Source organism: Pantoea sp. SO10 (assembly GCF_005281435.1).
GTDB classification, from domain to species: Bacteria; Pseudomonadota; Gammaproteobacteria; order Enterobacterales; family Enterobacteriaceae; genus Pantoea; species Pantoea leporis.
In genome coordinates this window covers 2,525,918-2,546,966 of sequence record NZ_CP040095.1, presented here as the reverse complement: position 1 = coordinate 2,546,966, position 21,049 = coordinate 2,525,918, and the positions used below count along the sequence as shown (strand labels likewise).

Annotated in this window: 27 protein-coding genes; 8 read left to right on the top strand and 19 right to left on the bottom strand. The window is 55.9% G+C overall.

The window, feature by feature from the left end:
* Nucleotides 1-137: 137 nt before the first annotated feature.
* The 13 genes from fliR to fliF form a co-directional block, all read right to left on the bottom strand.
* Nucleotides 138-926: a flagellar biosynthetic protein FliR gene (gene fliR / locus FCN45_RS11865; RefSeq protein ID WP_101763949.1), complete on the bottom strand. Its 789-nt coding sequence runs from the start codon at nucleotides 924-926 to the stop codon at nucleotides 138-140.
* Nucleotides 926-1,195 (bottom strand): flagellar biosynthesis protein FliQ, encoded by a 270-nt coding sequence (gene fliQ / locus FCN45_RS11860; RefSeq protein WP_137386043.1) that lies wholly within the window; start codon nucleotides 1,193-1,195, stop codon nucleotides 926-928. The genes fliR and fliQ overlap by 1 nt, the downstream gene beginning before the upstream one ends.
* A 40-nt stretch (nucleotides 1,196-1,235) precedes the next feature.
* On the bottom strand, nucleotides 1,236-1,967 hold the full coding sequence (gene fliP, locus FCN45_RS11855; protein ID WP_061723562.1) for a flagellar type III secretion system pore protein FliP: 732 nt from the start codon (nucleotides 1,965-1,967) through the stop codon (nucleotides 1,236-1,238).
* Entirely contained in the window at nucleotides 1,967-2,362 is a 396-nt protein-coding gene (gene fliO / locus FCN45_RS11850) for a flagellar biosynthetic protein FliO (RefSeq protein WP_101763950.1), read from the bottom strand. The genes fliP and fliO overlap by 1 nt, the downstream gene beginning before the upstream one ends.
* A gap of 2 nt (nucleotides 2,363-2,364) precedes the next feature.
* Nucleotides 2,365-2,775 (bottom strand): flagellar motor switch protein FliN, encoded by a 411-nt coding sequence (gene fliN / locus FCN45_RS11845; RefSeq protein ID WP_008105402.1) that lies wholly within the window; start codon nucleotides 2,773-2,775, stop codon nucleotides 2,365-2,367.
* Nucleotides 2,768-3,775 (bottom strand): flagellar motor switch protein FliM, encoded by a 1,008-nt coding sequence (gene fliM, locus FCN45_RS11840; RefSeq protein WP_064739115.1) that lies wholly within the window; start codon nucleotides 3,773-3,775, stop codon nucleotides 2,768-2,770. Before fliM ends, fliN begins: the two co-directional genes overlap by 8 nt.
* Nucleotides 3,776-3,779: 4 nt before the next feature.
* A complete protein-coding gene (fliL, locus tag FCN45_RS11835; protein ID WP_101763951.1) occupies nucleotides 3,780-4,265 on the bottom strand; it encodes a flagellar basal body-associated protein FliL in 486 nt (161 codons plus the stop codon).
* A 129-nt stretch (nucleotides 4,266-4,394) separates the two neighbouring features.
* The gene (locus tag FCN45_RS11830) at nucleotides 4,395-5,657 is read right to left on the bottom strand and encodes a flagellar hook-length control protein FliK (protein WP_137386042.1); all 1,263 of its coding nucleotides are present in this window, start codon (nucleotides 5,655-5,657) and stop codon (nucleotides 4,395-4,397) included.
* Nucleotides 5,654-6,097 carry a flagellar export protein FliJ gene (fliJ, locus tag FCN45_RS11825; protein ID WP_064739112.1) on the bottom strand — a complete coding sequence of 148 codons (444 nt, stop codon included), beginning with the start codon at nucleotides 6,095-6,097 and terminating at the stop codon, nucleotides 5,654-5,656. Before fliJ ends, FCN45_RS11830 begins: the two co-directional genes overlap by 4 nt.
* A gap of 19 nt (nucleotides 6,098-6,116) precedes the next feature.
* Complete coding sequence (gene fliI, locus FCN45_RS11820; protein ID WP_008105395.1) at nucleotides 6,117-7,481, bottom strand: flagellar protein export ATPase FliI; 1,365 nt, start codon at nucleotides 7,479-7,481, stop codon at nucleotides 6,117-6,119.
* Nucleotides 7,481-8,182, bottom strand: a complete 702-nt coding sequence (gene fliH / locus FCN45_RS11815; RefSeq protein WP_137386041.1) for a flagellar assembly protein FliH — start codon at nucleotides 8,180-8,182, stop codon at nucleotides 7,481-7,483. Before fliH ends, fliI begins: the two co-directional genes overlap by 1 nt.
* Complete coding sequence (fliG, locus tag FCN45_RS11810; RefSeq protein ID WP_101763955.1) at nucleotides 8,175-9,167, bottom strand: flagellar motor switch protein FliG; 993 nt, start codon at nucleotides 9,165-9,167, stop codon at nucleotides 8,175-8,177. The genes fliH and fliG overlap by 8 nt, the downstream gene beginning before the upstream one ends.
* Complete coding sequence (fliF, locus tag FCN45_RS11805; protein ID WP_101763956.1) at nucleotides 9,164-10,894, bottom strand: flagellar basal-body MS-ring/collar protein FliF; 1,731 nt, start codon at nucleotides 10,892-10,894, stop codon at nucleotides 9,164-9,166. Before fliF ends, fliG begins: the two co-directional genes overlap by 4 nt.
* A gap of 258 nt (nucleotides 10,895-11,152) precedes the next feature.
* On the opposite strand from fliF, the gene fliE reads away from it, so the two are divergent.
* Nucleotides 11,153-11,464: a flagellar hook-basal body complex protein FliE gene (gene fliE, locus FCN45_RS11800; RefSeq protein ID WP_008105389.1), complete on the top strand. Its 312-nt coding sequence runs from the start codon at nucleotides 11,153-11,155 to the stop codon at nucleotides 11,462-11,464.
* 128 nt (nucleotides 11,465-11,592) lie between these two features.
* Nucleotides 11,593-12,300, top strand: a complete 708-nt coding sequence (locus FCN45_RS11795) for a YnfC family lipoprotein (RefSeq protein WP_137386040.1) — start codon at nucleotides 11,593-11,595, stop codon at nucleotides 12,298-12,300.
* Nucleotides 12,301-12,331: 31 nt separating this feature from the next.
* On the opposite strand, the gene FCN45_RS11790 is transcribed toward FCN45_RS11795, so the two are convergent.
* Nucleotides 12,332-13,543 carry a diguanylate phosphodiesterase gene (locus tag FCN45_RS11790; protein WP_137386039.1) on the bottom strand — a complete coding sequence of 404 codons (1,212 nt, stop codon included), beginning with the start codon at nucleotides 13,541-13,543 and terminating at the stop codon, nucleotides 12,332-12,334.
* Between the two features lie 120 nt (nucleotides 13,544-13,663).
* Entirely contained in the window at nucleotides 13,664-14,311 is a 648-nt protein-coding gene (locus FCN45_RS11785; RefSeq protein WP_110866416.1) for a S24 family peptidase, read from the bottom strand.
* Nucleotides 14,312-14,455: 144 nt separating this feature from the next.
* Between FCN45_RS11785 and FCN45_RS11780 the strand changes: the two genes are divergently transcribed.
* The 4 genes from FCN45_RS11780 to FCN45_RS11765 all read left to right on the top strand — a co-directional run bounded on the left by FCN45_RS11780 (nucleotide 14,456) and on the right by FCN45_RS11765 (nucleotide 16,155).
* Entirely contained in the window at nucleotides 14,456-14,845 is a 390-nt protein-coding gene (locus FCN45_RS11780; protein ID WP_007891426.1) for a hypothetical protein, read from the top strand.
* Nucleotides 14,826-15,155: a hypothetical protein gene (locus FCN45_RS11775; RefSeq protein ID WP_168197459.1), complete on the top strand. Its 330-nt coding sequence runs from the start codon at nucleotides 14,826-14,828 to the stop codon at nucleotides 15,153-15,155. The genes FCN45_RS11780 and FCN45_RS11775 overlap by 20 nt, the downstream gene beginning before the upstream one ends.
* 82 nt (nucleotides 15,156-15,237) lie before the next feature.
* Nucleotides 15,238-15,732: a hypothetical protein gene (locus FCN45_RS11770; RefSeq protein WP_137386038.1), complete on the top strand. Its 495-nt coding sequence runs from the start codon at nucleotides 15,238-15,240 to the stop codon at nucleotides 15,730-15,732.
* Nucleotides 15,733-15,888: 156 nt separating this feature from the next.
* Entirely contained in the window at nucleotides 15,889-16,155 is a 267-nt protein-coding gene (locus tag FCN45_RS11765) for a hypothetical protein (RefSeq protein WP_137386037.1), read from the top strand.
* A gap of 20 nt (nucleotides 16,156-16,175) precedes the next feature.
* Here the strand turns inward: FCN45_RS11765 and FCN45_RS11760 are convergent, their stop codons facing one another.
* A complete protein-coding gene (locus FCN45_RS11760) occupies nucleotides 16,176-16,415 on the bottom strand; it encodes a DinI-like family protein (protein ID WP_101764035.1) in 240 nt (79 codons plus the stop codon).
* 63 nt (nucleotides 16,416-16,478) lie between these two features.
* On the opposite strand from FCN45_RS11760, the gene iraP reads away from it, so the two are divergent.
* Nucleotides 16,479-16,772, top strand: a complete 294-nt coding sequence (gene iraP / locus FCN45_RS11755; protein WP_061717593.1) for an anti-adapter protein IraP — start codon at nucleotides 16,479-16,481, stop codon at nucleotides 16,770-16,772.
* 197 nt (nucleotides 16,773-16,969) lie between these two features.
* On the opposite strand, the gene FCN45_RS11750 is transcribed toward iraP, so the two are convergent.
* The 3 genes from FCN45_RS11750 to FCN45_RS11740 form a co-directional block, all read right to left on the bottom strand.
* The gene (locus tag FCN45_RS11750; protein ID WP_101764036.1) at nucleotides 16,970-17,293 is read right to left on the bottom strand and encodes a DUF6388 family protein; all 324 of its coding nucleotides are present in this window, start codon (nucleotides 17,291-17,293) and stop codon (nucleotides 16,970-16,972) included.
* A 154-nt stretch (nucleotides 17,294-17,447) separates the two neighbouring features.
* Entirely contained in the window at nucleotides 17,448-18,740 is a 1,293-nt protein-coding gene (locus tag FCN45_RS11745) for a sugar ABC transporter substrate-binding protein (protein ID WP_246862525.1), read from the bottom strand.
* Nucleotides 18,741-18,748: 8 nt separating this feature from the next.
* Nucleotides 18,749-20,293 carry a methyl-accepting chemotaxis protein gene (locus tag FCN45_RS11740; RefSeq protein WP_137386036.1) on the bottom strand — a complete coding sequence of 515 codons (1,545 nt, stop codon included), beginning with the start codon at nucleotides 20,291-20,293 and terminating at the stop codon, nucleotides 18,749-18,751.
* 195 nt (nucleotides 20,294-20,488) lie between these two features.
* Between FCN45_RS11740 and yedD the strand changes: the two genes are divergently transcribed.
* Nucleotides 20,489-20,956, top strand: a complete 468-nt coding sequence (gene yedD / locus FCN45_RS11735; protein ID WP_137386035.1) for a lipoprotein YedD — start codon at nucleotides 20,489-20,491, stop codon at nucleotides 20,954-20,956.
* Nucleotides 20,957-21,049: the final 93 nt, after the last annotated feature.

Here is a 21,049-nt window from a genome sequence, read left to right as displayed (position 1 = left end):
TAATAAGAATAATTTTCACCAAAAATGCGCACTTATCAGAATTTCCTCAGTTGATTTCTGAGAAATATGGTTCAGAAAATGCACTAACAGATTTTGAATGCTTAACTATTACTTAAGGGCGTCTACAGAATAGTTAATCAACGGGCGCGGGAAAGTTCTGACACAAACTGGGCGAGTAAATCAAAGACTTCGCTAAACAGATGTTCGCAGAAGGGAGCAAGCAGCGGCATCATCAACCCTACGCTGAGGATGCCCACCGTTAAGGTAATCGGGAAGCCAACCGCGAAAATAGAGAGTTGTGGTGAAACACGGTTTAACAAACCTAGTGCCATGTTTAGCGTGAGGAGCAGAACTATTAAGGGCAGCGCTAACATCATGCCATTAAGGAAAATTAATCCCGCGGATTTCACCAACGCCATAAAAGCATTGGCGTTGAGCGGCTGATCGCTGATTGGCAACGTATGAAAACTGTCCACCAGCAGTGAAATTAGCCACAGATGTCCGTTGAAGGTAAGAAACAGCAGCATGGCCAGCATATCGAGAAAACGAGCCAGCACCGGCATGTTCAGGCGGCTGCCTGGATCGAAGAAGGTGGCGAAGGACAATCCCATCTGCAAACCAATCACTTCCCCCGCCATGCGCACCGCCGCAAAGGCGAACTGCATGGTCAGGCCGATGCTCACGCCAATCAGCAGCTGTTGCAGTAGCAACCAAAATCCCGCGGGCGTAAACAGGGTCGCCTCCACCGGCGGTAGCACCGGCAGGATGATCCAGGTGGTTAATACCGCAAGGCCAATCTTGACGCGTTTGGGAATCGATTTTTCGCTCAGCACCGGCGCGCTGGCGAACAGCGCCAGCAAACGCACCATCGGCCAGAAGAATTGTGCGACCCAATGGATCAGCTGGCTGCTGTCGAGGTTAATCATTAGCCAATAATGTACGGCAGATTGCTAAACAGCGTGCGAATGTAATCCAGCATCAGATTAAGCATCCACGGACCAGCGATTACCGCCGTAGCGGCGACGGCCAGAATCTTGGGGATAAAGGAGAGCGTTTGTTCGTTAATCTGGGTCGCGACTTGCAGCACGCTGATGATCAACCCGCTGATCAACGCCACCAGCAACATCGGCGCGGCCATCAGCAGGGCGACACGCATTGCTTCCTGGCCCATAACCATCACTGATTCAGGTGTCATGCTGCATTCCTCGAGAAAGAAAGGTAGGGGCGAACGCCACTCAAGAGTAGAAACTTTGCGCCAGTGAACCCACCAGCAGCTGCCAGCCATCCACCAGCACGAACAGCATCAGCTTGAACGGCAGGGAAATGGTCGCCGGCGGCACCATCATCATCCCCAGCGCCATCAGTACGCTGGCGACCACCAGATCGATGATCAGGAACGGGATAAACACGGTGAAACCAATCTGGAAGGCGGTTTTCAGTTCGCTGGTGACATACGCCGGCAGCAGAATACGCATCGGAACCGCTTCCGGACCCTGAATCGGTGCGGTGTTAGCCAGACGGGCAAACAGCGCTAAATCGGCTTCGCGCGTTTGACGCAGCATAAATTCACGCAGCGGCTGGGCACCTTTATCAATCGCGTCCGCCATGCTGATTTTGTCCTGACTGAACGGCAGATAGGCGTCGGAGTAAATCTTGTCGAAAGTCGGCGCCATGATAAAGAAGGTCAGAAACAGCGCCAGGCCGAGCAGCACCTGGTTTGGCGGCGCCGACGGCGTGCCGAGGGCGTTACGCAGCAAACCAAACACAATAATGATGCGCGTGAAGCTGGTCATCATCAGCAGCACCGCCGGAATAAAGGTCAGCGAGGTGATGAACACCAGCGTCTGTACCGGCAGCGACCAGCTCTGGCCACCGTTCGCCAGCGGCTGGCTGATTAAACCTGGCAGCTGCGCATGCGCAACCGGTGCCAGCAACAGCAGCGGCAAGAGAGGAAGTAATCGACGCATCATTGTGGTTTTCCGGGACGTTTAACCAGGTTCTGGAACAGCTGACGAAAATCCTGTGGCGCAGCGCTATGATTTGCCCGTTCTTCCGGCGGCAGCGGCGGTAATGAATGCAGATGGGTGATCTGCTGGGCGGTCACGCCCAACACCAGACGCGCATCGGCGGTATCGACAATGACCACACGCTCACGCTGGCCAACCTGCACCGTCGCGCTGACTTTCAGCGCCTGGCCGGTCACCGTTTTCGGTGCAAAGCCAAGCCGTTTGGCCAGCCAGCCGCAGCCGAGAATCAGCAGAACAATTACTGCCAGCACGCTGCTGACCTGGCCAATCACCGAACCGGTTGAGACCACCGGCTGGCTGGGTACCGGTTGTTCGGCTTGCGTGTGTTTTAACATGCTTAACGGCTCAGACGACGCATACGTTCAGACGGGGTAATGATGTCGGTGATGCGCACGCCATATTTGTCGTTCACCACCACCACTTCACCCTGCGCGATCAGATAACCGTTGATCAGAATATCCAGCGGTTCCCCGGCCAGGCCATCCAGCGCCACCACCGAACCCTGCGTCAAGCGCAGCAGCTCTTTAATGGTCATTTTGGTGCGACCCAGTTCCACGGTCAGCTTGACCGGGATATCCATGATCAGATCGATATCCTGCAGCGAGCCGCTGATGCCAGGATTTTCCAGCGACTTGAACACATTTTCAGTTGGATCTGGCGCGCTGGTGGTGGTTTGTTCGTTCATAGCTGCAGCCCACAGATCGTCCGCGGAGATGTCGTCGTCGGACGGTTTCTTGCTGTCACTCATCGGGCTGTTCCTCGTTCAGCGAATTCAAAATCGGGTTAATCAAATGTTCTACACGCAGCGCGTACTGGCCATTGATGGTGCCGTATTGGCTGGTCAGCACCGGCACGCTATCGACGTGAGCGATGATGCGGTCCGGCTTCTCAATGGGCAGGACGTCACCGGGTTTCAGCTGCAAAATACGTGACAGGCGCAGCGATGTTTCGGCGAAATGGGCAATCAGCTCCAGCTCCGAGTGCTGCACCTGTTTCACCAGATTGTCGCGCCAGTGATTATCTTCCCGGCGTGAGTTTTCCAGTGGGGGATTGACCAGCAGCTCGCGCAGCGGCTCAATCATCGAAAACGGAATACAGATATTGAATTCACCGACCAGGTTTCCAATCTCCACCTGGAACGGCGTGTTCACCACGATGTCATTCGGTGAAGTGGTGATGTTGGTGAACTTCACCTGCATCTCGGAACGCACATACTCGACTTCCAGCGGATAAATCGCTTTCCACGCGTCGCTGTAGCCATCCAGCGCCAATTTCAACATGCGGCGAATCACGCGCTGTTCGGTATGGGTAAATTCACGTCCTTCAACTTTGGTCGGGAAACGACCGTCGCCGCCAAACAGGTTATCGACAGCAATAAAAACCAGGCTCGGTGAAAACACCACCAGCGCCGTGCCGCGCAGCGGCTTCAGGTGGATCAGGTTCAGGTTGGTTGGCACCGGCAGGTTGCGGGCGAACTCGTGGTACGGCTGAATCTTGATCGCACCCACACTAATATCGGGGCTACGGCGCAGCAGGTTAAACAGCGCCATACGGAAATGACGGGCAAAGCGCTCGTTGATGATCTCCAGCGCCTGCAGACGCTCACGTACGACGCGGCGCTGAGTATTGGGATCATAGGGACGGATATCGCCATCGGTCCCTTTGGAACTGTTCTCTACTTCCGCACTGTCACTGTCGCCATTAAGCAGCGCGTCAATCTCAGCCTGGGAGAGAATGCTATCGCCCATTAAATCACCTCAAAATGAAGGCGGTAAACAGCACGTCATTGACAACCTGAGCCGGTTGACCTTTTACCAGCGGCGGCGCCAGCACCTGTTTGATCTGCTCAACCAGGGCCTGTTTGCCTTGCTCTGTTGCCAGAGCCGTCGCGCTTTGACGCGAGAGCAGTAACAGCAGACGGCTGCGCACTTCCGGCAGGTAATCGTTCAACCGACGACGGGTATCCTCATCGGGCAGACGCAGGGTGAAACCCACGTACAGCACACGGTCGGGATCGTTGTCAGGATTGACCAGGTTTACTGTAAACGTATCCATTGCAAAAAATACGGGAGCAGCCGGTGGCTCGACTTTCGCCGCGTCCGGTTGGCTGCCTTCGTGTTTATTCATCATTCGCCAGACTGCATAGCCTGCCACGCTGCAAGCGGCCAGCGTTACAATCAGTAACACCGGTAGTAGTAGTGAACGTTTGCGGCCTTTAGCTTTCGCGTTATCAGACATCTTGCAGTTACTTCCTGTGAATTATGGGCAAGCCTCTCGGCTTACCTGGACAGATTATCCCGCGTCTTAAGTCAAACAATGGGAAGAAAAGACGCGGGTTTTACGCTTACCTTCAGCGTTTAGCGGCTATCAGGCAAAGATATCGACAGCGCCGTTACCGGCCGCGCGCGCTTGAAGGGCTGCCGGGACGGCAATAGGCGTTATCTCGTTGTCACTGTCCTGGGAGAGGCTAAAGCTGCCGTGCTGTCCGTCACGACGTCCTTCCTGCTGGCCCTGATAACTCTGGCCCTGTGCGAAGGCGTCGCTGCTGACGTTACTCTGTCCCAGGTTTATTCCGCTCTCCGCCAATGCGCTACGCAGCTGAGGAAGAGCCGCTTCCAGCGCGGCCCTCACTTGGCTGTGGCTGGAAACCATACTTAACTGTGCCTGATCCTTATCAAGGGTCAGGCTGATCTGGATAGCGCCCAGATCCTGCGGATGTAGACGCAACTCGGCGTTCTGCTGCCCGTTGCGGCTAAACATCACAATCTGCTGACTCAGCGCCTGCTGCCACTCGCTGCTGCCGAGCTGTGCATTCAGCATGGGCGTCGACGGCGTGGTGCTGGTCGAGGCGGTGCTGCTTACCAGCGAGCTGGTGGCGCTGAGCGGTGCGCTGGTGAATGGCGTCACCGGGTCATCACTGCTCTGCGCGGCGGCGCGCGCTTCCGGCTTACTCAGCGCATTCAGCACCTGCTTAAAACTCTCATCCAGCGTCAACCCGCTGCTGTTACTGGCGGTGGTGCTGACGCTGCTGCTCTGCGTGCTGCTGGCCGTTTGCGTTAAGAGCGTTACAGCATCGCTGGATTTCTTCTGTGCGCCATCCGGCTGCGCGTGCTCTTCTTTTACTGCACCGTCCAGGGAACCCCTTAACAGTGCGGTATTAAGCGAAGCGCGAGTGTCGGTTTTCCCTTCGCCTGCGCTGCTACTTACGCTGGTTGGGCTGGTGCGGTTCTCTACCGCCACCGGCAACATGGCGAATAACGCCTGCACATTCTGTAAGTCGCTGGCAGTTAACGAACTTGCCTCACTCTTGTCTTTATCATCGGCTGATTTCAGCGTGGCTTTAGTGTTTTCCGGCTGTAAAAGTGCGTTTAACGCATCGGGTTTCTCCAGCGCCTGCAATAACGCGCTTAGCGAAGCCTTACTGACGTCTTTTTCATCAACTTCTGCTGTCAGATCAGTCGATTGCGTGTTAACAGCTTGTTGCTTTACCAGCGTCAGCAAGCGGTTGCCGAGTTCAGTAATAAATCCCTGCGGCAGCGACTCCGCGCCCTGTAAAACATCTGATGAAACTGAAGTGTCAGCGTCTCCCAAAACCGAGGTTTGCGTAGCAACTGTTGGCAGCGTAATCATTCGCCTTTCCTCAATGCGGCCCGTTGGGCAAATTCATCCATCCGTTTCTGATCGAGACGGTTTTCTTGTCGTAATGCGTTTTCCTCAGCGCGCGTAATCAGCGTTTGATAAGCATTGAGCCGCTTATGCTTTTCACGCCAGTTGCTCAGCGCGCTGTCGAGGCGCTGATTCCACTGGGAAAGCTGTTGGCGATGCTGTTCGATGGCTTTTTCCAGCGTCTGAATAAACTGGTGATAATTGGTCCAGCGCGTGCTGGCGATGCCGCCGGACATATCCTGATTGAGCTTGTTGCGATACTCATCCTGATAATCCAGCAGCATGCTGAGTTGTTCGTCGGCCTGCTGCACACCCCGGCGCATATCGCCAAGGTGAATCACCGCACTCTCCAGTTCCTGCTCCGCCATATCGCGCAGCTTGTTGATCGCACTGGCCGTTTTCATCACTTAACCTCGTTTGGCGTTAACCGAACATCGCCTGCAGATGCAAACAGGCATCGTCGTAGTCGCTGCGTTCGAAAATGCCCTGATGCAGGAAGGCTTCCATCTCCGGATAGAGCTTGATGGCGCGGTCCAGCATCGGATCGCTGCCTGCGGCATACGCACCCACACTCACCAGATCGCGGTTACGCTGGAAGCTGGAGAGCAACTGTTTGAACTGACGTACGCGCGCGTAGTGCGTCTCATCAATTAATGAGGTCATGGCGCGGCTGATTGACGCTTCAATATCAATTGCCGGATAGTGGCCGGCTTCCGCCAGACGGCGCGACAGCACGATGTGGCCGTCGAGAATGGCACGCGCCGAGTCGGCAATCGGGTCTTGCTGATCGTCGCCTTCGGTCAACACGGTATAAAAGGCGGTGATTGAACCGCCGCCGTGCGTACCGTTACCGGCGCGTTCCACCAGCGCGGGCAGTTTGGCGAACACCGAAGGCGGATAACCTTTGGTCGCCGGCGGCTCACCGATGGCCAGTGCGATTTCACGTTGCGCCATGGCGTAGCGGGTGAGGGAATCCATTATCAGCAGCACATGCTGGCCGCGATCGCGGAAATCCTCTGCGATACGCGTGGCATAAGCGGCACCCTGCATACGCAGCAGTGGCGAGACGTCCGCCGGCGCGGCGATCACCACCGAACGCGCACGGCCTTCGGCACCGAGAATATTTTCAATGAACTCTTTAACTTCACGGCCACGTTCACCAATCAACCCCACCACGATCACGTCGGCTTTGGTGTAACGCGCCATCATGCCGAGCAGCACGCTTTTACCGACGCCGGAACCGGCGAACAGGCCCATACGTTGACCGCGACCCACGGTGAGCAGGGCGTTGATGGCGCGTACGCCGGTATCCAGCACATCTTCAATCGGCGTACGTTGCAGCGGGTTGAAGGGCGCGGTGATCAGCGGGGCGCGATAGCCGGTTTCCGGCGCGGGTAAACCGTCGAGGGGTTTGCCGCTGCCGTCCAGCACGCGACCCAGCAGTTCCGGGCCCAGCAACATCTGTTTGCCGCTGTGGCCGCTGTCGCCACTGACGCGCGCATAAACGCGTGCGCCCGGCAAAATACCATCGACTTCTTCCAGCGGCATCATCAGCAGTTTCTGGCCGTTGAAGCCGACCACTTCACTTTCAACTTCAGTGATCTTGCTGCCATCGGTACGTTCAATAATGCAGGTAGCACCGAGCGGCAGCTGCAGGCCGGTGGCTTCCAGCACTAAGCCGGTGGCGCGCGTCAGGCGACCGTAACGACGCACGGTTTGTACCTGTGAAATGCGTTCTTCGAAGGCGTCGAGCGCGCCGAGCCAGCGTGAAAGGCGTGAGGAGGTCATTACAGTGTCCCCGGAGCGGCCAGGCGGCACAGCTCCTGCCAGCGCGTTGCCACGCTCGCATCAAGGTCGCCATCTTCGGCGCTAAGCTTACAGCCGCCAGGATGCAGCGTGCTGTCGGCCAGCAAGCGCCAGCCGTGCAGATCGAGCGTTGGACCCAGCGTCTGCTCGATGCGTTGCAGATCGTCCGGATGGACGCGCAGCTGCGGTTTGCCGCTGAACATCGGTTCCTGCTGAATCAGCTGCTGGATTTGACGCAGCAGGGCGGTGCCGTCCACCTGCGTGGCCTGGCCAATCACCGTGCGCGCGGCTTCCAGCGCCAGCTGCATCAGACGTGAAGCGATCACGCTGTCGAGCGCTTCGAGCGTGTGATGGAACTCGGTCACCAGCTGCTGCATGCGTGCCTGCAGCGGCGCTTGCTGCTGCTGCGCATCGGCTAAGCCTTGCTGGAAACCGGCGTCATAACCGTTCTGTTGCGCCTCGGCGAAACCTTTCTGATAGCCTTCGCTGTAGCCTTGCGTCTGCGCATCTTTGCGCATCTGCTGCTGCATGCGTTCCAGCTGTTGCTGCTGTTCCGCTTCGGCGCTCAGTTCGACATCGATCTCCGGCTCCTCTAACTGAGGTTCCGGTTCGGCACCGAACGGGCTGCCTAAATCATCAGGCTGCCAGCGCTGCCACGCGCGGGCGGAAAAGGCATCAGACATAGGTTTCCTCGCCACCACCAATCACCATCTCGCCGGATTCTGCTAAGCGGCGCACCACCAGAAGAATGGCCTTCTGCTCGTTCTCCACCGCCGACATACGTACCGGACCCCGGTTGGCCAGATCGTCGCGCAGAATATCGGCCGCACGGGCGGACATGTTCTTGAGGAACTTCTCGCGCAGCGGCTGTTCGGCACCTTTCAGTGCCACCAGCAACTGTTCGGATTCCACTTCCTGCAACAGACGCTGGATGCTGCGGTCGTCCACTTCCACCAGGTTTTCGAACAGGAACATCTCGTCGATGATCTTCTGTGCCAGCTCGCCATCGAAGTCGCGTACTGCTTCGATAACCGCCTCTTCCTGCTGGGTTTTCATCAGGTTGATAATTTCTGCCGCGGTTCTCACGCCGCCCATCTTCGCGCGCTTGAGGTTGGTGCCGTCGAGCAGGCCATTCAGTACTTCGGTCAACTCCGCCAGCGCCGCCGGCTGGACACCGCCGAAGGTGGCGATACGCAGCATCACATCGTGACGCAGACGCTCGTCGAACAGCGCCAGAATATCCGCCGCCTGGCCACGTTTGAGGTGGACAAGGATGGTGGCGATAATCTGCGGATGCTCGTCGCGAATAAGGTCGGCGGCCGCCTGTGGCTCCATGAAGTTGAGCGTTTCCATGCCGCTGGTGGTCTCGTTTTTCTCGAGAATATCTTCCAGCAGACTTGAAGCTCGCTCCTCGCCCAACGCTTTGATCAGCACCGAACGCAGGTAATCGTTGGAGTTGAGGCTCAGCGCCGCAAACTGTTCGGCATCGGCTTCGAACTCGCGCAGCACTTCGGTCAGCTGTTTATGTGAAACCTGGCGCATGTTGGCCATGGCACCACTCAGGTGCTGGACCTCACGCTGATTAAGGTGTTTGAACACCTCCGCCGCGCGCTCTTCGCCGATGGTCATCATCAGAATGGCGCTTTTTTCTGTACCGGTCAGACTCATAGTTCTTTACTCATCCATTCGCGGATAACCAGCGCGACGACGCGCGGATCGTTTTCAGACATGTCGCGGATACGCTGGCTCATCACCTCGGCGCTCATGCGGTTAGTAGATTTACGCTCCTGATCCAGCTCGTCTTTGCTGAGCTGAACGTTAAAGGCTTCTTCTTCTTCCATGGCCGCAGAGCGTGCCGCCAGCGCTTCAGCCGCTGCCTTCTCCTGCTCTTTCTTACGCACCAGCTGTGGACGTACCAGCTTGCGATAGAGGATGAAGCCAACCAACGCCACCAGCAGCCAGCGACCGGCAGTCATCAGCTGATCGAAGAACGATTGCTGCTGCCAGAATGGCAGGTCGCCACCGCTTGGCTCGGTCATGTTGAACTGAGAGTTCACCACGTTGACGCTGTCGCCACGGGTTTGTGAATAGCCCATCGCTTCACGGGTTAAATCTTCAATCTGCTTGATCTGCTGCTCGTTAAGCGCCACCGCTTTGCCTTTACCGTCGTCGCGGTAGTTCACCACTACGGCAACCGACAGGCGCTGCACATCGCCGACGTTCAGCTTGGTATGACGAATGGTGCGGTCCAGCTCGTAGTTCACCGTGTCGTTGCGCGTTGAGCTGCTCGGGCCAGAAGGCTGTGCGGTGCTGGTGGTGCTGCCGTTATTCTGCGCATTGGCGGTTTGCGCGTTGGCGTTTTGGCCGTTGGCATTATTGTTGTTATTCGTTGGCGGATTGGTCACCGGCGCGGTATTGGCTGGCGCAGGCTGATTCGACAATGCACCCGGCACGCCGCCTGGATACGGGCTGCCATTCTGTTCGGAGTTGCTGGTCTGGCGTGAACGCACCGCGCTGTTGTTAGGATTGGCGTTCGGCTGGTATTTCTCGTCGGTCTGCTCGCTGCGGTCGAAGTTGATCTGCGCCGTCACCTGCGCATGCACATTGCCCTGACCGACAATCGGATTGAGGATCGCTTCGATACGCTGCTGGAAGCGCGCTTCCACTTCAGACGCATATTTCAGTTGCGCGTCATTCAGGTCGCGACCTTCGCTGTCAGAGCGGGTCAACAGACGACCGGCCTGATCGACAACGGTAACGTTGCCCGGCGGTAAACCGGCCACGCTGCTGGAAACCATATGCTGAATGGCCTGAATCTGGCCTTCATCTAATGCGCGGCCTGGCTGCAGGTTCAGCGTCACCGAGGCGGAAGGGGCTTTCTGCTCACGCACGAATAAGGTCGGTTTCGGCATTGCCAGATGCACGCGTACGCTCTTCACCGGACCGAGCGTTTCGATGGTGCGCGACAGTTCACCTTCCAGCGCACGCTGATAGTTGATCTGCTCGCTGAACTGGCTGATACCGAACTTCTCTTTGTCCATCAGTTCGAAGCCAACGTTGCCGCCTTTCGGCAAGCCTTGTTGTGCCAGACGCAGACGCAGCTCATGCACTTTATCGGCGGGCACCATCAGTGCTCCACCGTTATCGGCGAACTGGTAAGGGATGTTCATTTGCGTCAGCTGCGTGACGATCGCGCCACCATCCTCATCGGAGAGGTTGTTATAAAGCACGCGATAGTCTGGCGCTTTTGCCCACAGCACCAACGCAAACACCACCGCGATAACCGCAGCAGCAGCGATAATTAAGGGAATACGCGGGTTGGCGCGCAGGCGGGCGAGAAGGTCATTGAAGCCTTTCTTAGCTGTATCCTGTGTAGCGGCTGCACTCGCATTCATGACCGATTCCTGCCTGACATTATTGATCGGGTGTGATGTTGTGGTGACAAAACGTACTCCCTGAAGACTTCTCCCCTAAAATCGGGAGAGGAGAAAAATTAAATTCCACTTAATGGCAGGCATTATTTGTTGAAAGCCGCGACATCGATGGGTGGATAAGCCGGGTTTTTTGCGGTCATTTAGCGCCTTTGTCCTATTGACAGTGTGTTAACTTTCTCATCGTGAAAATTTAATCACTTCTTCAATAGGGGTCAGGCAATGTCAATTCAGGCGATTGAGGGTGTGCTGCAGCAGCTGCAGATGACGTCTCTGCAGGCCAGCGGTAAGCAAGCGGAGTCCACTAATCAGGTCGACTTCAGTGCCACCATGAAAGCAGCACTCGACAAGATCAGCGAAACCCAGACAACGGCCCGCGCTCAGGCGCAGGATTTCGAAATGGGTAAACCGGGCATCCAGTTAAATGATGTGATGGTCGATCTACAAAAATCCTCTATTTCCATGCAGATGGGCGTGCAGGTGCGTAACAAACTGGTGTCGGCGTATACCGATATCATGAGCATGCAGGTTTAGTTTCTTTCGGGTATTTCTTTCGGGTATAGTCCAGCGCGGTAATGGTGTTATATCAGGCGGGAAGGTTGCTGCATCACAGTGAGTACACCGCCAAACGCGCTGCCTTATTTTGAGAAGAGGATTCTCACGTGAAGAAAACCCTGTTGTTTTTAATCGCTATTGTCCTGCTCACGGGATGTGACAAGGATGACGCGACTTACTACCCGCAAATGAAAAACTTTGCCTATCTGTATCAATTCGAAGCGCTGCCCGGCAAAGTCAAAACGACCCATCAAACGCTGTTTACCGCCGACGGCCAGCAGATCTTCGAAGTGAATGTCGATTTCGACCGCAACGGCTGTCCGACGCACGTGAAATCGGTGCGCAAACAGGGCGAAGTGATTGATGTCACGCGCGATGGCGACCAATTAAAAGGCAGTGAAAACGGTCAGGACGTGGTGGTGACGCTGGATAAGAACTGCGCCATGGTGAAGAAAGTCACGCCGACCATGACCGTGGATATTGCCTATAACAAACAGGGTTTGGTAGAGCAGATCTCATCGCCCGCCTCCGATGCCGCGTTTCACCTCGCTTATAACAGCGCCGGTGAAATGGCGGTATTGAGTATTACCCAGGCCGGAACGGAAGTGTCGCGTGCTACCGCGGTGCGAGCAGAAGATAAGAAAAAGATCTCTGACGTGGTCACCACGGTGAAGCGAAATGACCAAATTAAAACCGTCAGCAATGTCTGCAAATACAAACACGACGTTCCCTATTATTGCGACATTATTAGCGTTGACGCGGCAGGCGACGTGATTGATAAGCAGTATGGCAATATTGAGGTAACGTATTACTGATTGGTGGGGTCGCCATGCATGGCGACCAACACTATTTAATCTCCGGCCACGCCACAGCAGGGAATCCATTCAGCAGCGGATAAGCGAACAGGAAACCCTGGAACTGGCTAATGCCTGCGGCTTCCAGCCACATCCACTCTTCAGCTTGCTCGACACCTTCGGCAATCACCGCAATCTCCAGCGATGCGCAGCACTTAATGATGGCGTGCATGATCGCCTGCTTCGGGCCGCTTTTGTGCACATCGCGGATCAGCTCGCGATCGATTTTGATTTTGTCCGGCTGGAATTTCGATAACAGCGACAAGCCAGCAAAACCGGCACCAAAATCGTCCAGCGCCAGGCTGATACCCGCCGCTTTTAACTTTCTCACTTCGGCAGCAAATTCATCCGAGCGCGAAATGATCTCATTTTCGGTCACTTCGACAATCACCTGTTGCGGCACCAGCCCGCTGGCGTTGATCTCGGTAAGCAGGAATTCCACCGCGTTTGGCACTGTCACCAGTGACATCGGCAGCAGGTTGATTGACAGACGATGCTCGCCAATGCCCAGTTTGTTCGCCACGCGAAAGGCCAGACGTTTCGATTTGATATCCGCGTGATAAATCGCTTCGCCGCCAAACGCGGAGAAATACTCATCAGGTGAGCCACCGTTTGGCGTGCGGATCAGCGCTTCAAACGAAGTGACGCGGCGCGCGAAGGGATCGATGATAGGTTGAAAAGCAAAGCGGCAATCCTGCAGGCTCTGATCGATACCCTCCAGATCGTTCTGCCATTCAATATCCGGAACAAATTCCCAGGTATTGGCTGGCGGGATCTCGAAGTAGTTCTCTTTGTCGCGCGCCACCACGAAGGTACGCAAAAACTGCAGCGCGCGATCGTTGTAGGTGAGCTGATAACGCGAGGTGCCTTTATCCAGCACAGCTTGCAGCACATTGTCCTTGTCATGCTCGCGCAGATCGAACAGCTCCATGCCGACTTTGCCAAAACGGCGTTCAGGCGCGAAGTCGTGCATTAACTCCACCAGATTATGGTGGCGTGCGTCCTGACAAATACGCTTGTATATGCCCTGAACGGACTCACGCGGTCCTTCCAGCAACTGGAAGAAGTGCAGGCCGTCGAACAGCAGGATGCCAGTAACGTCGAAGTTTTTATTTTTGCTATTGGCTTTAGCAACCATATCTTCGAGCGTTTTGATTGGCACGTGATCGTGCAGATGGCTGCGGTAAATAATTGTGGTGAGCATCGAGATTGTCCGGATAATTTATTATTTTGCGACTAGATTAGCAGCCTTACCGCGGGGTCTGTCCATAGCTTACCGCGATCAGGCTAAACTTTTTTTATTATAACAGCTTAAGCGAAGCGGCTAGCCGCTTCGGTAACGTCGCAACTCCATCAGCGTGCCGATAATTTCTAGCGCCGATTCCGCCGAATGCAGCTGCGGAAAGTCATCATTCAACGCGCGCAATGTGAAGATCTGCTCATCCTGCTGTTGCGTTTGCAGGCGATAAATCCGCACTCGTGCCACGCCATCCACCAGCGCCAGCACCACATCGCCCGGCTGCGGCTGAACGTCAGGATCAAAGATCACTTTGTCACCGGGCCGGTAATCGGGCTGCATCGCCTGATCGTCTATCGTGACCGCCAGCGCGCCATCGCCCAACTGACTCTCGCTGTAGAGAAAGTGCGCAGCCTGCTGTTTGAGCAACAACCGTTCTTCGCTCAACCACGCTGACGCTTGCGCCAGGCTAATCAATGGCACCGCCGCAACCGGTGCGGCTTTGGCGTGGGTGGCAAACACTTCGCCATCCCCGTCGATAATCCATGCCGCCGTGCATTGCAGCCACTGCGCGAGCCGCAGCAAATTCTCGCCACGCGGTACGGTTTCCTCTTTTTCCCACTGCGATACAGCCACATGCGACACCCCAATACTTTTGGCCAGCGCCTGCTGCGTCAACTGTAGAGCTTTACGTCGTGCCCGGATGCGCTCACCGGAAGATTCTTTTTTCATCATCTTGACATCTCCTGAAGGAACGACTTAAGTATACTTAAATTCATAAGTTAAAGTAAACTTAAATTCAGGCGTTGACCGCGAAGCTGGCAAGGGTGGTCAGCGTGCTTATGGGGCACATCCCTTGCCAGGGGTGAGAGGTGAAGCATGGAAAGTAGTTTAGTCACCAGCGTAGGTGCGTTGCTTCTCGGCGGCGGCGCAGCAGCTGTGTTCTGGAAACCGTTAATGGCGGGTATCGCCGCTATCGTCACCAGCAATCGTGCCGGTGGGGAGATCATCACCAGTTACAAAGAACAGGTGATGCTGCTCAAAGAAGGTCACGCCTTGATGCGCCAGGAAAACGATGAATTGCGCATCCGACATGACAAAAACCTGCGGCGTATCTCTTCGCTGGAAACCGATCTGCGGCTGATAAAAAACGCCCTGAGCATTTTGCTGGCCACCACTGAAGCCGAGCACAGCGATAAGTTTCGCAGCCAGGTTAACCAACTGATTACCACTCTGGAGGAGAGTCGTGATGATGCAGATAAACAGTGAGTACGTAGTGAAAAACCATCGGCGCCAACTGTTCTTCGGCGGCTTTTTGCTGATGTTGTCGTTGATGTGCGTGGCGATGACGGTGCTATTCCTGTTCGTCAGTAACAGCGCCAATCAGCGTGTTGAAGAGATTCGACAGCAATATCGAACCATATCGGAACGACGTGAAGCGCGCGTGGCGGAGCTTACCAGCCAGCTGGTGGCGCTGCAGAACAAGCTCGATGGCACCATGAAGCACCCGGTCAGCAATCCGGCTGACAAAGGGAAACCGGCAGAAGGAGATAAGTCGCCACCTCAACCCAAGCGTTAAGGAGGGCATCATGCGAATTACCCCGTGGATTGCAGCCCGTCTTGCCCGACTGCGATCTTTATTCAGTATGAAGGAGAGCATTATGAGCGATCAAACTGTCATCAATCCAACCAGCACCATCGCATCGTCACCAGCGGAAGATTTCGCCAACGAAGTCGCCACGCCCGTTGCTGCACCGATGGCGACCGCAGCACCTGAAGCGACGCCCGCTGTCGTCGCAGAAGCAGCACCTGAAGTTGCGCCCGCAGCGGCAGCGGCACAAGCTGAAGTTCCACCGGCTACGGCACCCGAGGCGATAACCGCTGCACCCGCGCAGGCGGCGGCCACTGCCGCGCCTGAGGCGGCAACGCCTGCGCCTGCCGAAGTTGCGCCGCCCAACGAACCGGACATCGCTGCTCCCGCTGCAGCCGATGCGCCGCCAGCCGCCACAACGGCGCAGAGCCACGACGGGACTCAGGCGTTCTCAGAAGGCGTGAAGGATTTCGTCAGAGCGTTTAGCTTTGTCGAGCAGGGAGTAATCAAACTGGGCGATGCCGCGAAGGGTGAGCTGATTGATCTGGCGAGGAAGTATCTGTAATGCCTGACGACTCAGCATCGGGGACCGGGATGTCCCCTGTTTACTAACAGGTTTTAGTCACTTCCGATTATTCCTAAGGCAGCTTCGATATTTTGCACTACCTTTAATCATTCAAGCGTTATTTAAATCGTCTTATTAAGCGAAAAGGAAGATAGCATGAGTGATACAGAAACTGTAAAAACCAAAACTGAATACTTGCGTGATGTCACCTCCCAGCTTAAAGAGATGCGCCACTACGCGCAGACCAACACTGAGACGCTATCTGCCCACTGGCTGGCGTTTGATGCGGGTGAGTATAAAGACACCGAATACGCGGGACGCTTCGACACCTTGCTGAACAAGCAGGGCAAGCTGCTGGATGACATTGATGCGGCGATTCAGGATCTGGAAATCGCCATCAACCATACTGAGCAGGAAAGCTAAGCGCCTAGCGTACTGGTGGCCTAATCGGCCACCAGCCACATTTCTGCCTCATCGAACATCTCTTCAACAATCCGCGCAACTGTCGCTTTATCGTTCTTACTCATATCAGTATCTATCGCGTTACGCTCCATCGGTTTGACGCGTACCTCAATATCGGGAAAGACGCGCTGTACACGCTTTTCCAACTCCTGCAAAATCATCTCGCGTGCACCCGGTAATCCGGCCACGTTACGCTTATCGTAAATCAACTCCACAAACATCAGGGTCGTTCCATTCATTGGATCGGGTGCGATATAGTACTGTAAATAAAAACAGGGGTAAATATGCGCCAACTGGTTATCGATATCTTATTGAAAATGGCAAAAATGGATGTGGAAGCAAAAGAGCTGGTGGCGCAGGTAGAGGCGCAGTCGTTATTGATTGCCGCGCTGCTGATTCAGGCGAAAGAGAATAACTCGTTGACTATTTCCGATACGGTGCAGGAGGCAATTGTTACCGCTTCGCGCGCATCGCAGGAATTTTTACAGTCCGATGTTGATCTGCTGCTGACCCACGTCAATCGTCTGCTGGCGGTGGCAAGTTATATCGAAGTAAAAGGGATTGAGCGGGAAGGGTAAGAAAAAATATTACCTCTGGAAGTGGAAATCCAGCAACACTTCCAGAGGCGGTGCAACAGCACCATTCGTTCAAGGACAATCTACGACTGACGTCGTGATGAGTAAGTTATACAAGTTTTCTCAACTTGTACAACTTTTTCCTGAACATTTTGTGTGGTTGGCGATGTATCTTTGATGCCGTTACAGTGCGTGGCCGACTACAACTCGTTTTTGATGCAGAACTCTTCCCACGTCATGCCTAAGGCTTCCGCGTGGGATTTCAGATACTTTTCAATGGCATCCGCGGCAACGGCTTTATCGGGTTCCGCCAGTTGAATGGAAAACAGCATGCCATCCAGCTTCTTCTGACGCAAAAATGCGGCATAAATACGTTCTGCATGCCAGTCGCGTAACTGCGCTAATGACAGGTTCGCCTGGCGGGCATCGCTTTCGGTGAGTTCATCCAGTGCAGACTGGAAATCGGGGTGAGCAGCGAAAAACATCGTGCGCGCCTGAGCGTAATACTCTTCTGGGGTTTTCATTCGGTGTTCCTGCATATCAACTTGCGCGCTAGTGTAACGCGCGCATGTGGCCTTGTCAGTTTCCGATCTTACAGAACATGGGCATCGTAGCGGCGCAATTTATTGCGCGATAAAGCGCGCCGCTAAGGTATGTGCAACTTGTGATCACCGCCTATCAATGCATCTGCTGATAAATCCGCGTCACATCTTGTTGGTTCTTCGCCAGCGTTTCATCCAGCGTCAGTTTACCGCTCAGCATATCCGCCAGATTCTGCCCGACGGCGTTACCCATCTGATCAAACCCGGGAATACTCACGTACTGCACGCCCTGATAAGGCACCGGATTGAGCGTCGGCTGCTCGACGGTAGCCGAATCAATCGCCGCACGCACCTGCGCGGCATACGGCGCCAGGCGCTGATAGCTCGCCTGCTGATACGTCGAATTGCGACTGCCCGGCGGTACCGCGCCCCAGCCGACGGTATCGGCCACTTGCTGGATATACTGTTTTGACGTCGCCCAGCTAATAAAGGCAATCGCCGCCTCGCGATTCGGCGTATTCGCCGGTACCGCCAGCGCCCACGACCATAACCAATTGGAGCCGTTACGCGTTATGCCGCCCGGTGCAGGCGCAAAGGCCAGCTTATCGGCGACTAATGAGATCTGCGGATTCACTAGCAAACCGGCTGCCACCGTACTGTCGATCCACATTGCGCATTTACCTTGCGCGGTCAGGCGCAGAATCTGGCCGAAACTGTTTTTCACCGTATCCGGCGGTCCATCCTGCTTCACCACCTGCAGATAATCATCCAGCGCCTCGCGCCACTCCGGCGAGTTGAGCGTCGGCTGCCAGGTTTCATCGAACCACTGCGCGCCATAGGCATTCGCCATGGTGGTCATGAACGCCACGTTATCGCCCCAGCCTGGCTGGCCACGCAGGCACAGACCGTAAATGCCTTTCTGCGGGTCGGTGAGTTTGGCGGCGAAGTTTTTGATATCGGTCCAGTCGGGATTATCGGGCATGGTTAACCCTTTTTGCGCAAACAGATCTTTGCGGTAGTAGGTCATGCTACTTTCACCGTAGAACGGCAGGGCGTAGAGCGTCTGCTGGAACGACAGCGCTTTGCGCACTGGCGCGATGAGATCATCGCTGTCGTAATCGGCGGGCAGCTTATTGAGCGGCGCCAGCCAGCCTTTTTCACCCCACAGCGGCGCTTCATAGGTGCCAACGGTGATGACATCGAACTGCGCCTGGCCGCTGTTCATCGCCGACAGCACCGCCTGACGCAGCGCGCCATCGTCCATCACATGCCATTGCAGTTTGACGTCAGGATGCTCCTGTTCGTAGCGCGTGGCGAGCTGCTGCATGATGGTCATATCGCCGTTAGCGATGGTGGCAATATTCAGCGTGGTCGCGGCGTGGCTCAACAGCGGCAACGCCGCCAACATAGCGAGAAGTTTACGCATCATCCCGCTCCTTAGCGCTGCTGCAGGCGGAAGAAGGCCATCTTCTCCACCAGCAATCCGGCATGTTCGCTAACGGTCTGGCTGGCGGCGCTGGCTTCCTGCACCAGCGAGGCGTTCTGCTGCGTCGCGCCATCCATCTGAATCACTGCGGTGTTGACCTGCTCAATGCCGCTGGATTGCTGGCGGCTGGCCACGGCAATTTCACCGACAATGTCTACCACGCGCGCTACACCCTGATTGATGTCATTGAGCATCGCGCCGGAACGCTGCACCAGCGCACTGCCGGCTTCCACTTTACCCACGCTGGCATCGATTAACGCTTTGATCTCGTGGGCGGCCCCGGCGGACCGCTGCGCCAGCTGACGCACTTCGGACGCCACCACGGCAAAGCCGCGTCCCTGTTCACCGGCGCGTGCTGCTTCAACCGCTGCGTTGAGCGCCAGCAGGTTGGTCTGGAAGGCGATCTCATCGATCACCCGGTTGATATCCGCGATGCGCTTGCTGGAAGATTCGATCTCCTCCATCGCGCTGACCGCATCACGCAGCACGCTGCTGCCGCGTTCGGCCTGATGACGCACGTCGGTGGCCAGTTCGTTGGCCTGTGCAGCGTTATCGGCATTATGTTTTACCGTGGCGGTCATCTGCTCCATGCTGGCGGCGGTTTGTTCCAGCGAGCTGGCCTGCGAATGGGTGCGCTCAGAGAGATCGTCATTGCCATCGGCCATCTGACGCGCCGCATCACTCAGCGCAGTGGCGCTTTCGCCCACGTCGCGCACGATCTCCGCCAGACGTACATCCATGCGCAGCAGCGACTGCATCAGTTCGCCCATCTCATCGCGTGAAACGCTGCCAATATCGTGGTTCAGTTCACCGGCCGCAATCGATTCGGCCAGCTCGCGCGCCTGAGCAATCGAGCGGTTGATCGAGCGGATCAGCAACCAGCCGAACACCAGCGCCACGCTCAGCCCGACCAGCAAAATGATAATCAGGCTGTTACGCGCCAGCTGGTAATCGCTATTGCTCTGCTGATAGGTGAGTTCCGCATGCTGGCGCATTAACGCATCAAGCTGATCGATGTCCTGTTGCAGCAGCTGACTGCCGCTGCGCAGGCGGGTTTCAATCACCACCAGCGCGCCGGACGGGTTGCCGCCCTTCAGCAGTTCACCGGCATCTTTCAGCGCGGTTTGCCAGCCATCGAGATGGGTGATGAATTGCTGGCTAAGCGGTTTGGTTTGCGCATCAAACGACAGCTGCTGCCAGGTTTGGCGGTCTTTAGCAATCTGCTCGCCGTACTGCGCGATGCGCGCCAGACGTTTCTCCACTTCGCTGCTGTCGGTCCAGTAGCGCAGGGCATCGAACAGGGTCGCGGACTGTTCCTGCACCATGCGGTACAGGCGGGATGAATATTGCAGCGGTAACAGCTCATTCTGGTAGGCGTTTTGCGCCCGTTGGTCGGCAGCGCGCAGGCCGATGATTCCCCAGATGGCGGCAACAATCAGTAAAATGCACAGCAGGCCAACAATCGATGTCAGACGCGCGCGAAGGGTCAATCGCATAACGGGATTCTCCGTAACGAAGGTGAGTGTGTAATCGGTCATTATTGTTTTTACAGGCACTTTTAACTCCAGAAGAGTTATCGGCGCAGAAGTGAGCAGCTTGAGGAAAATCATGTGGCGCGCAGCAGATACCTTGCGCAACCTGCGGGAAAAATTATAACGTAGCCGCCATTGATGCGAGTGTAGGGACCGAGAATGAAAAAGTGGATGATAGTGGCCGCGCTGGCGCTGAGTGGCTGTGCGCAGATCAGCAATTATGACCAGGCCGTGAAAACCCCGGCGCCGCTTGAGCTGCAGGGCAACTGGCAAACCGTGGGACCGCAAAGCAAGCTGATCAGTAAGCAAGCGATGGGCAGCCTGATTATTGGTGCCGAAGGCGACACGCTGGATTGCCGTCAGTGGCAGCGCGTGATTGCCAAACCGGGCAAATTAACGCGTCTGGGCGATGACTGGGTTAACGTGACGCGTCAGGTGCGCGTGATGCCGCTGGTGCTGGAGAACGGTGAGCTGCGTTACGATGGATTGAGACTGCGTAAAGTGGATCGCCCAACCGTCGAGTGCCAGCAGGCGCTGGAAGAAGTGGCGAAGCGTCCGAATGAGGCGGTGATTCAGAATATCGAGCCAGAGATTATGCGTCCGGTTTCGACGGCGACGCAGAAGTAGTTTTCCCTCACCCTAACCCTCTCCCAGTGGGAGAGGGAACCGATCGAGCCCATCAGGTATATTGCAGCATCTCCCTCTCCCTGTGGGAGAGGG

Bases quoted from the DNA above. Each gene is read 5' to 3' on its own strand.
- FCN45_RS11785 (WP_110866416.1), bottom strand. From the start codon at position 14,311: ATGATGAAAAAAGAATCTTCCGGTGAGCGCATCCGGGCACGACGTAAA.
- fliP (WP_061723562.1), bottom strand. From the start codon at position 1,967: ATGCGTCGATTACTTCCTCTCTTGCCGCTGCTGTTGCTGGCACCGGTT.
- fliI (WP_008105395.1), bottom strand. From the start codon at position 7,481: ATGACCTCCTCACGCCTTTCACGCTGGCTCGGCGCGCTCGACGCCTTC.
- fliR (WP_101763949.1), bottom strand. From the start codon at position 926: ATGATTAACCTCGACAGCAGCCAGCTGATCCATTGGGTCGCACAATTC.
- fliG (WP_101763955.1), bottom strand. From the start codon at position 9,167: ATGAGTCTGACCGGTACAGAAAAAAGCGCCATTCTGATGATGACCATC.
- FCN45_RS11790 (WP_137386039.1), bottom strand. From the start codon at position 13,543: ATGCTCACCACAATTATTTACCGCAGCCATCTGCACGATCACGTGCCA.
- FCN45_RS11775 (WP_168197459.1), top strand. From the start codon at position 14,826: ATGATGCAGATAAACAGTGAGTACGTAGTGAAAAACCATCGGCGCCAA.
- fliO (WP_101763950.1), bottom strand. From the start codon at position 2,362: ATGTTAAAACACACGCAAGCCGAACAACCGGTACCCAGCCAGCCGGTG.
- fliJ (WP_064739112.1), bottom strand. From the start codon at position 6,097: ATGAAAACGGCCAGTGCGATCAACAAGCTGCGCGATATGGCGGAGCAG.
- fliQ (WP_137386043.1), bottom strand. From the start codon at position 1,195: ATGACACCTGAATCAGTGATGGTTATGGGCCAGGAAGCAATGCGTGTC.
- fliN (WP_008105402.1), bottom strand. From the start codon at position 2,775: ATGAGTGACAGCAAGAAACCGTCCGACGACGACATCTCCGCGGACGAT.
- FCN45_RS11765 (WP_137386037.1), top strand. From the start codon at position 15,889: ATGAGTGATACAGAAACTGTAAAAACCAAAACTGAATACTTGCGTGAT.
- FCN45_RS11760 (WP_101764035.1), bottom strand. From the start codon at position 16,415: ATGTTTGTGGAGTTGATTTACGATAAGCGTAACGTGGCCGGATTACCG.
- yedD (WP_137386035.1), top strand. From the start codon at position 20,489: ATGAAAAAGTGGATGATAGTGGCCGCGCTGGCGCTGAGTGGCTGTGCG.
- FCN45_RS11780 (WP_007891426.1), top strand. From the start codon at position 14,456: ATGGAAAGTAGTTTAGTCACCAGCGTAGGTGCGTTGCTTCTCGGCGGC.
- FCN45_RS11750 (WP_101764036.1), bottom strand. From the start codon at position 17,293: ATGAAAACCCCAGAAGAGTATTACGCTCAGGCGCGCACGATGTTTTTC.
- fliE (WP_008105389.1), top strand. From the start codon at position 11,153: ATGTCAATTCAGGCGATTGAGGGTGTGCTGCAGCAGCTGCAGATGACG.
- FCN45_RS11830 (WP_137386042.1), bottom strand. From the start codon at position 5,657: ATGATTACGCTGCCAACAGTTGCTACGCAAACCTCGGTTTTGGGAGAC.
- fliF (WP_101763956.1), bottom strand. From the start codon at position 10,894: ATGAATGCGAGTGCAGCCGCTACACAGGATACAGCTAAGAAAGGCTTC.
- fliM (WP_064739115.1), bottom strand. From the start codon at position 3,775: ATGGGCGATAGCATTCTCTCCCAGGCTGAGATTGACGCGCTGCTTAAT.
- fliL (WP_101763951.1), bottom strand. From the start codon at position 4,265: ATGTCTGATAACGCGAAAGCTAAAGGCCGCAAACGTTCACTACTACTA.
- FCN45_RS11770 (WP_137386038.1), top strand. From the start codon at position 15,238: ATGAGCGATCAAACTGTCATCAATCCAACCAGCACCATCGCATCGTCA.
- FCN45_RS11740 (WP_137386036.1), bottom strand. From the start codon at position 20,293: ATGCGATTGACCCTTCGCGCGCGTCTGACATCGATTGTTGGCCTGCTG.
- FCN45_RS11745 (WP_246862525.1), bottom strand. From the start codon at position 18,740: ATGATGCGTAAACTTCTCGCTATGTTGGCGGCGTTGCCGCTGTTGAGC.
- fliH (WP_137386041.1), bottom strand. From the start codon at position 8,182: ATGTCTGATGCCTTTTCCGCCCGCGCGTGGCAGCGCTGGCAGCCTGAT.
- iraP (WP_061717593.1), top strand. From the start codon at position 16,479: ATGCGCCAACTGGTTATCGATATCTTATTGAAAATGGCAAAAATGGAT.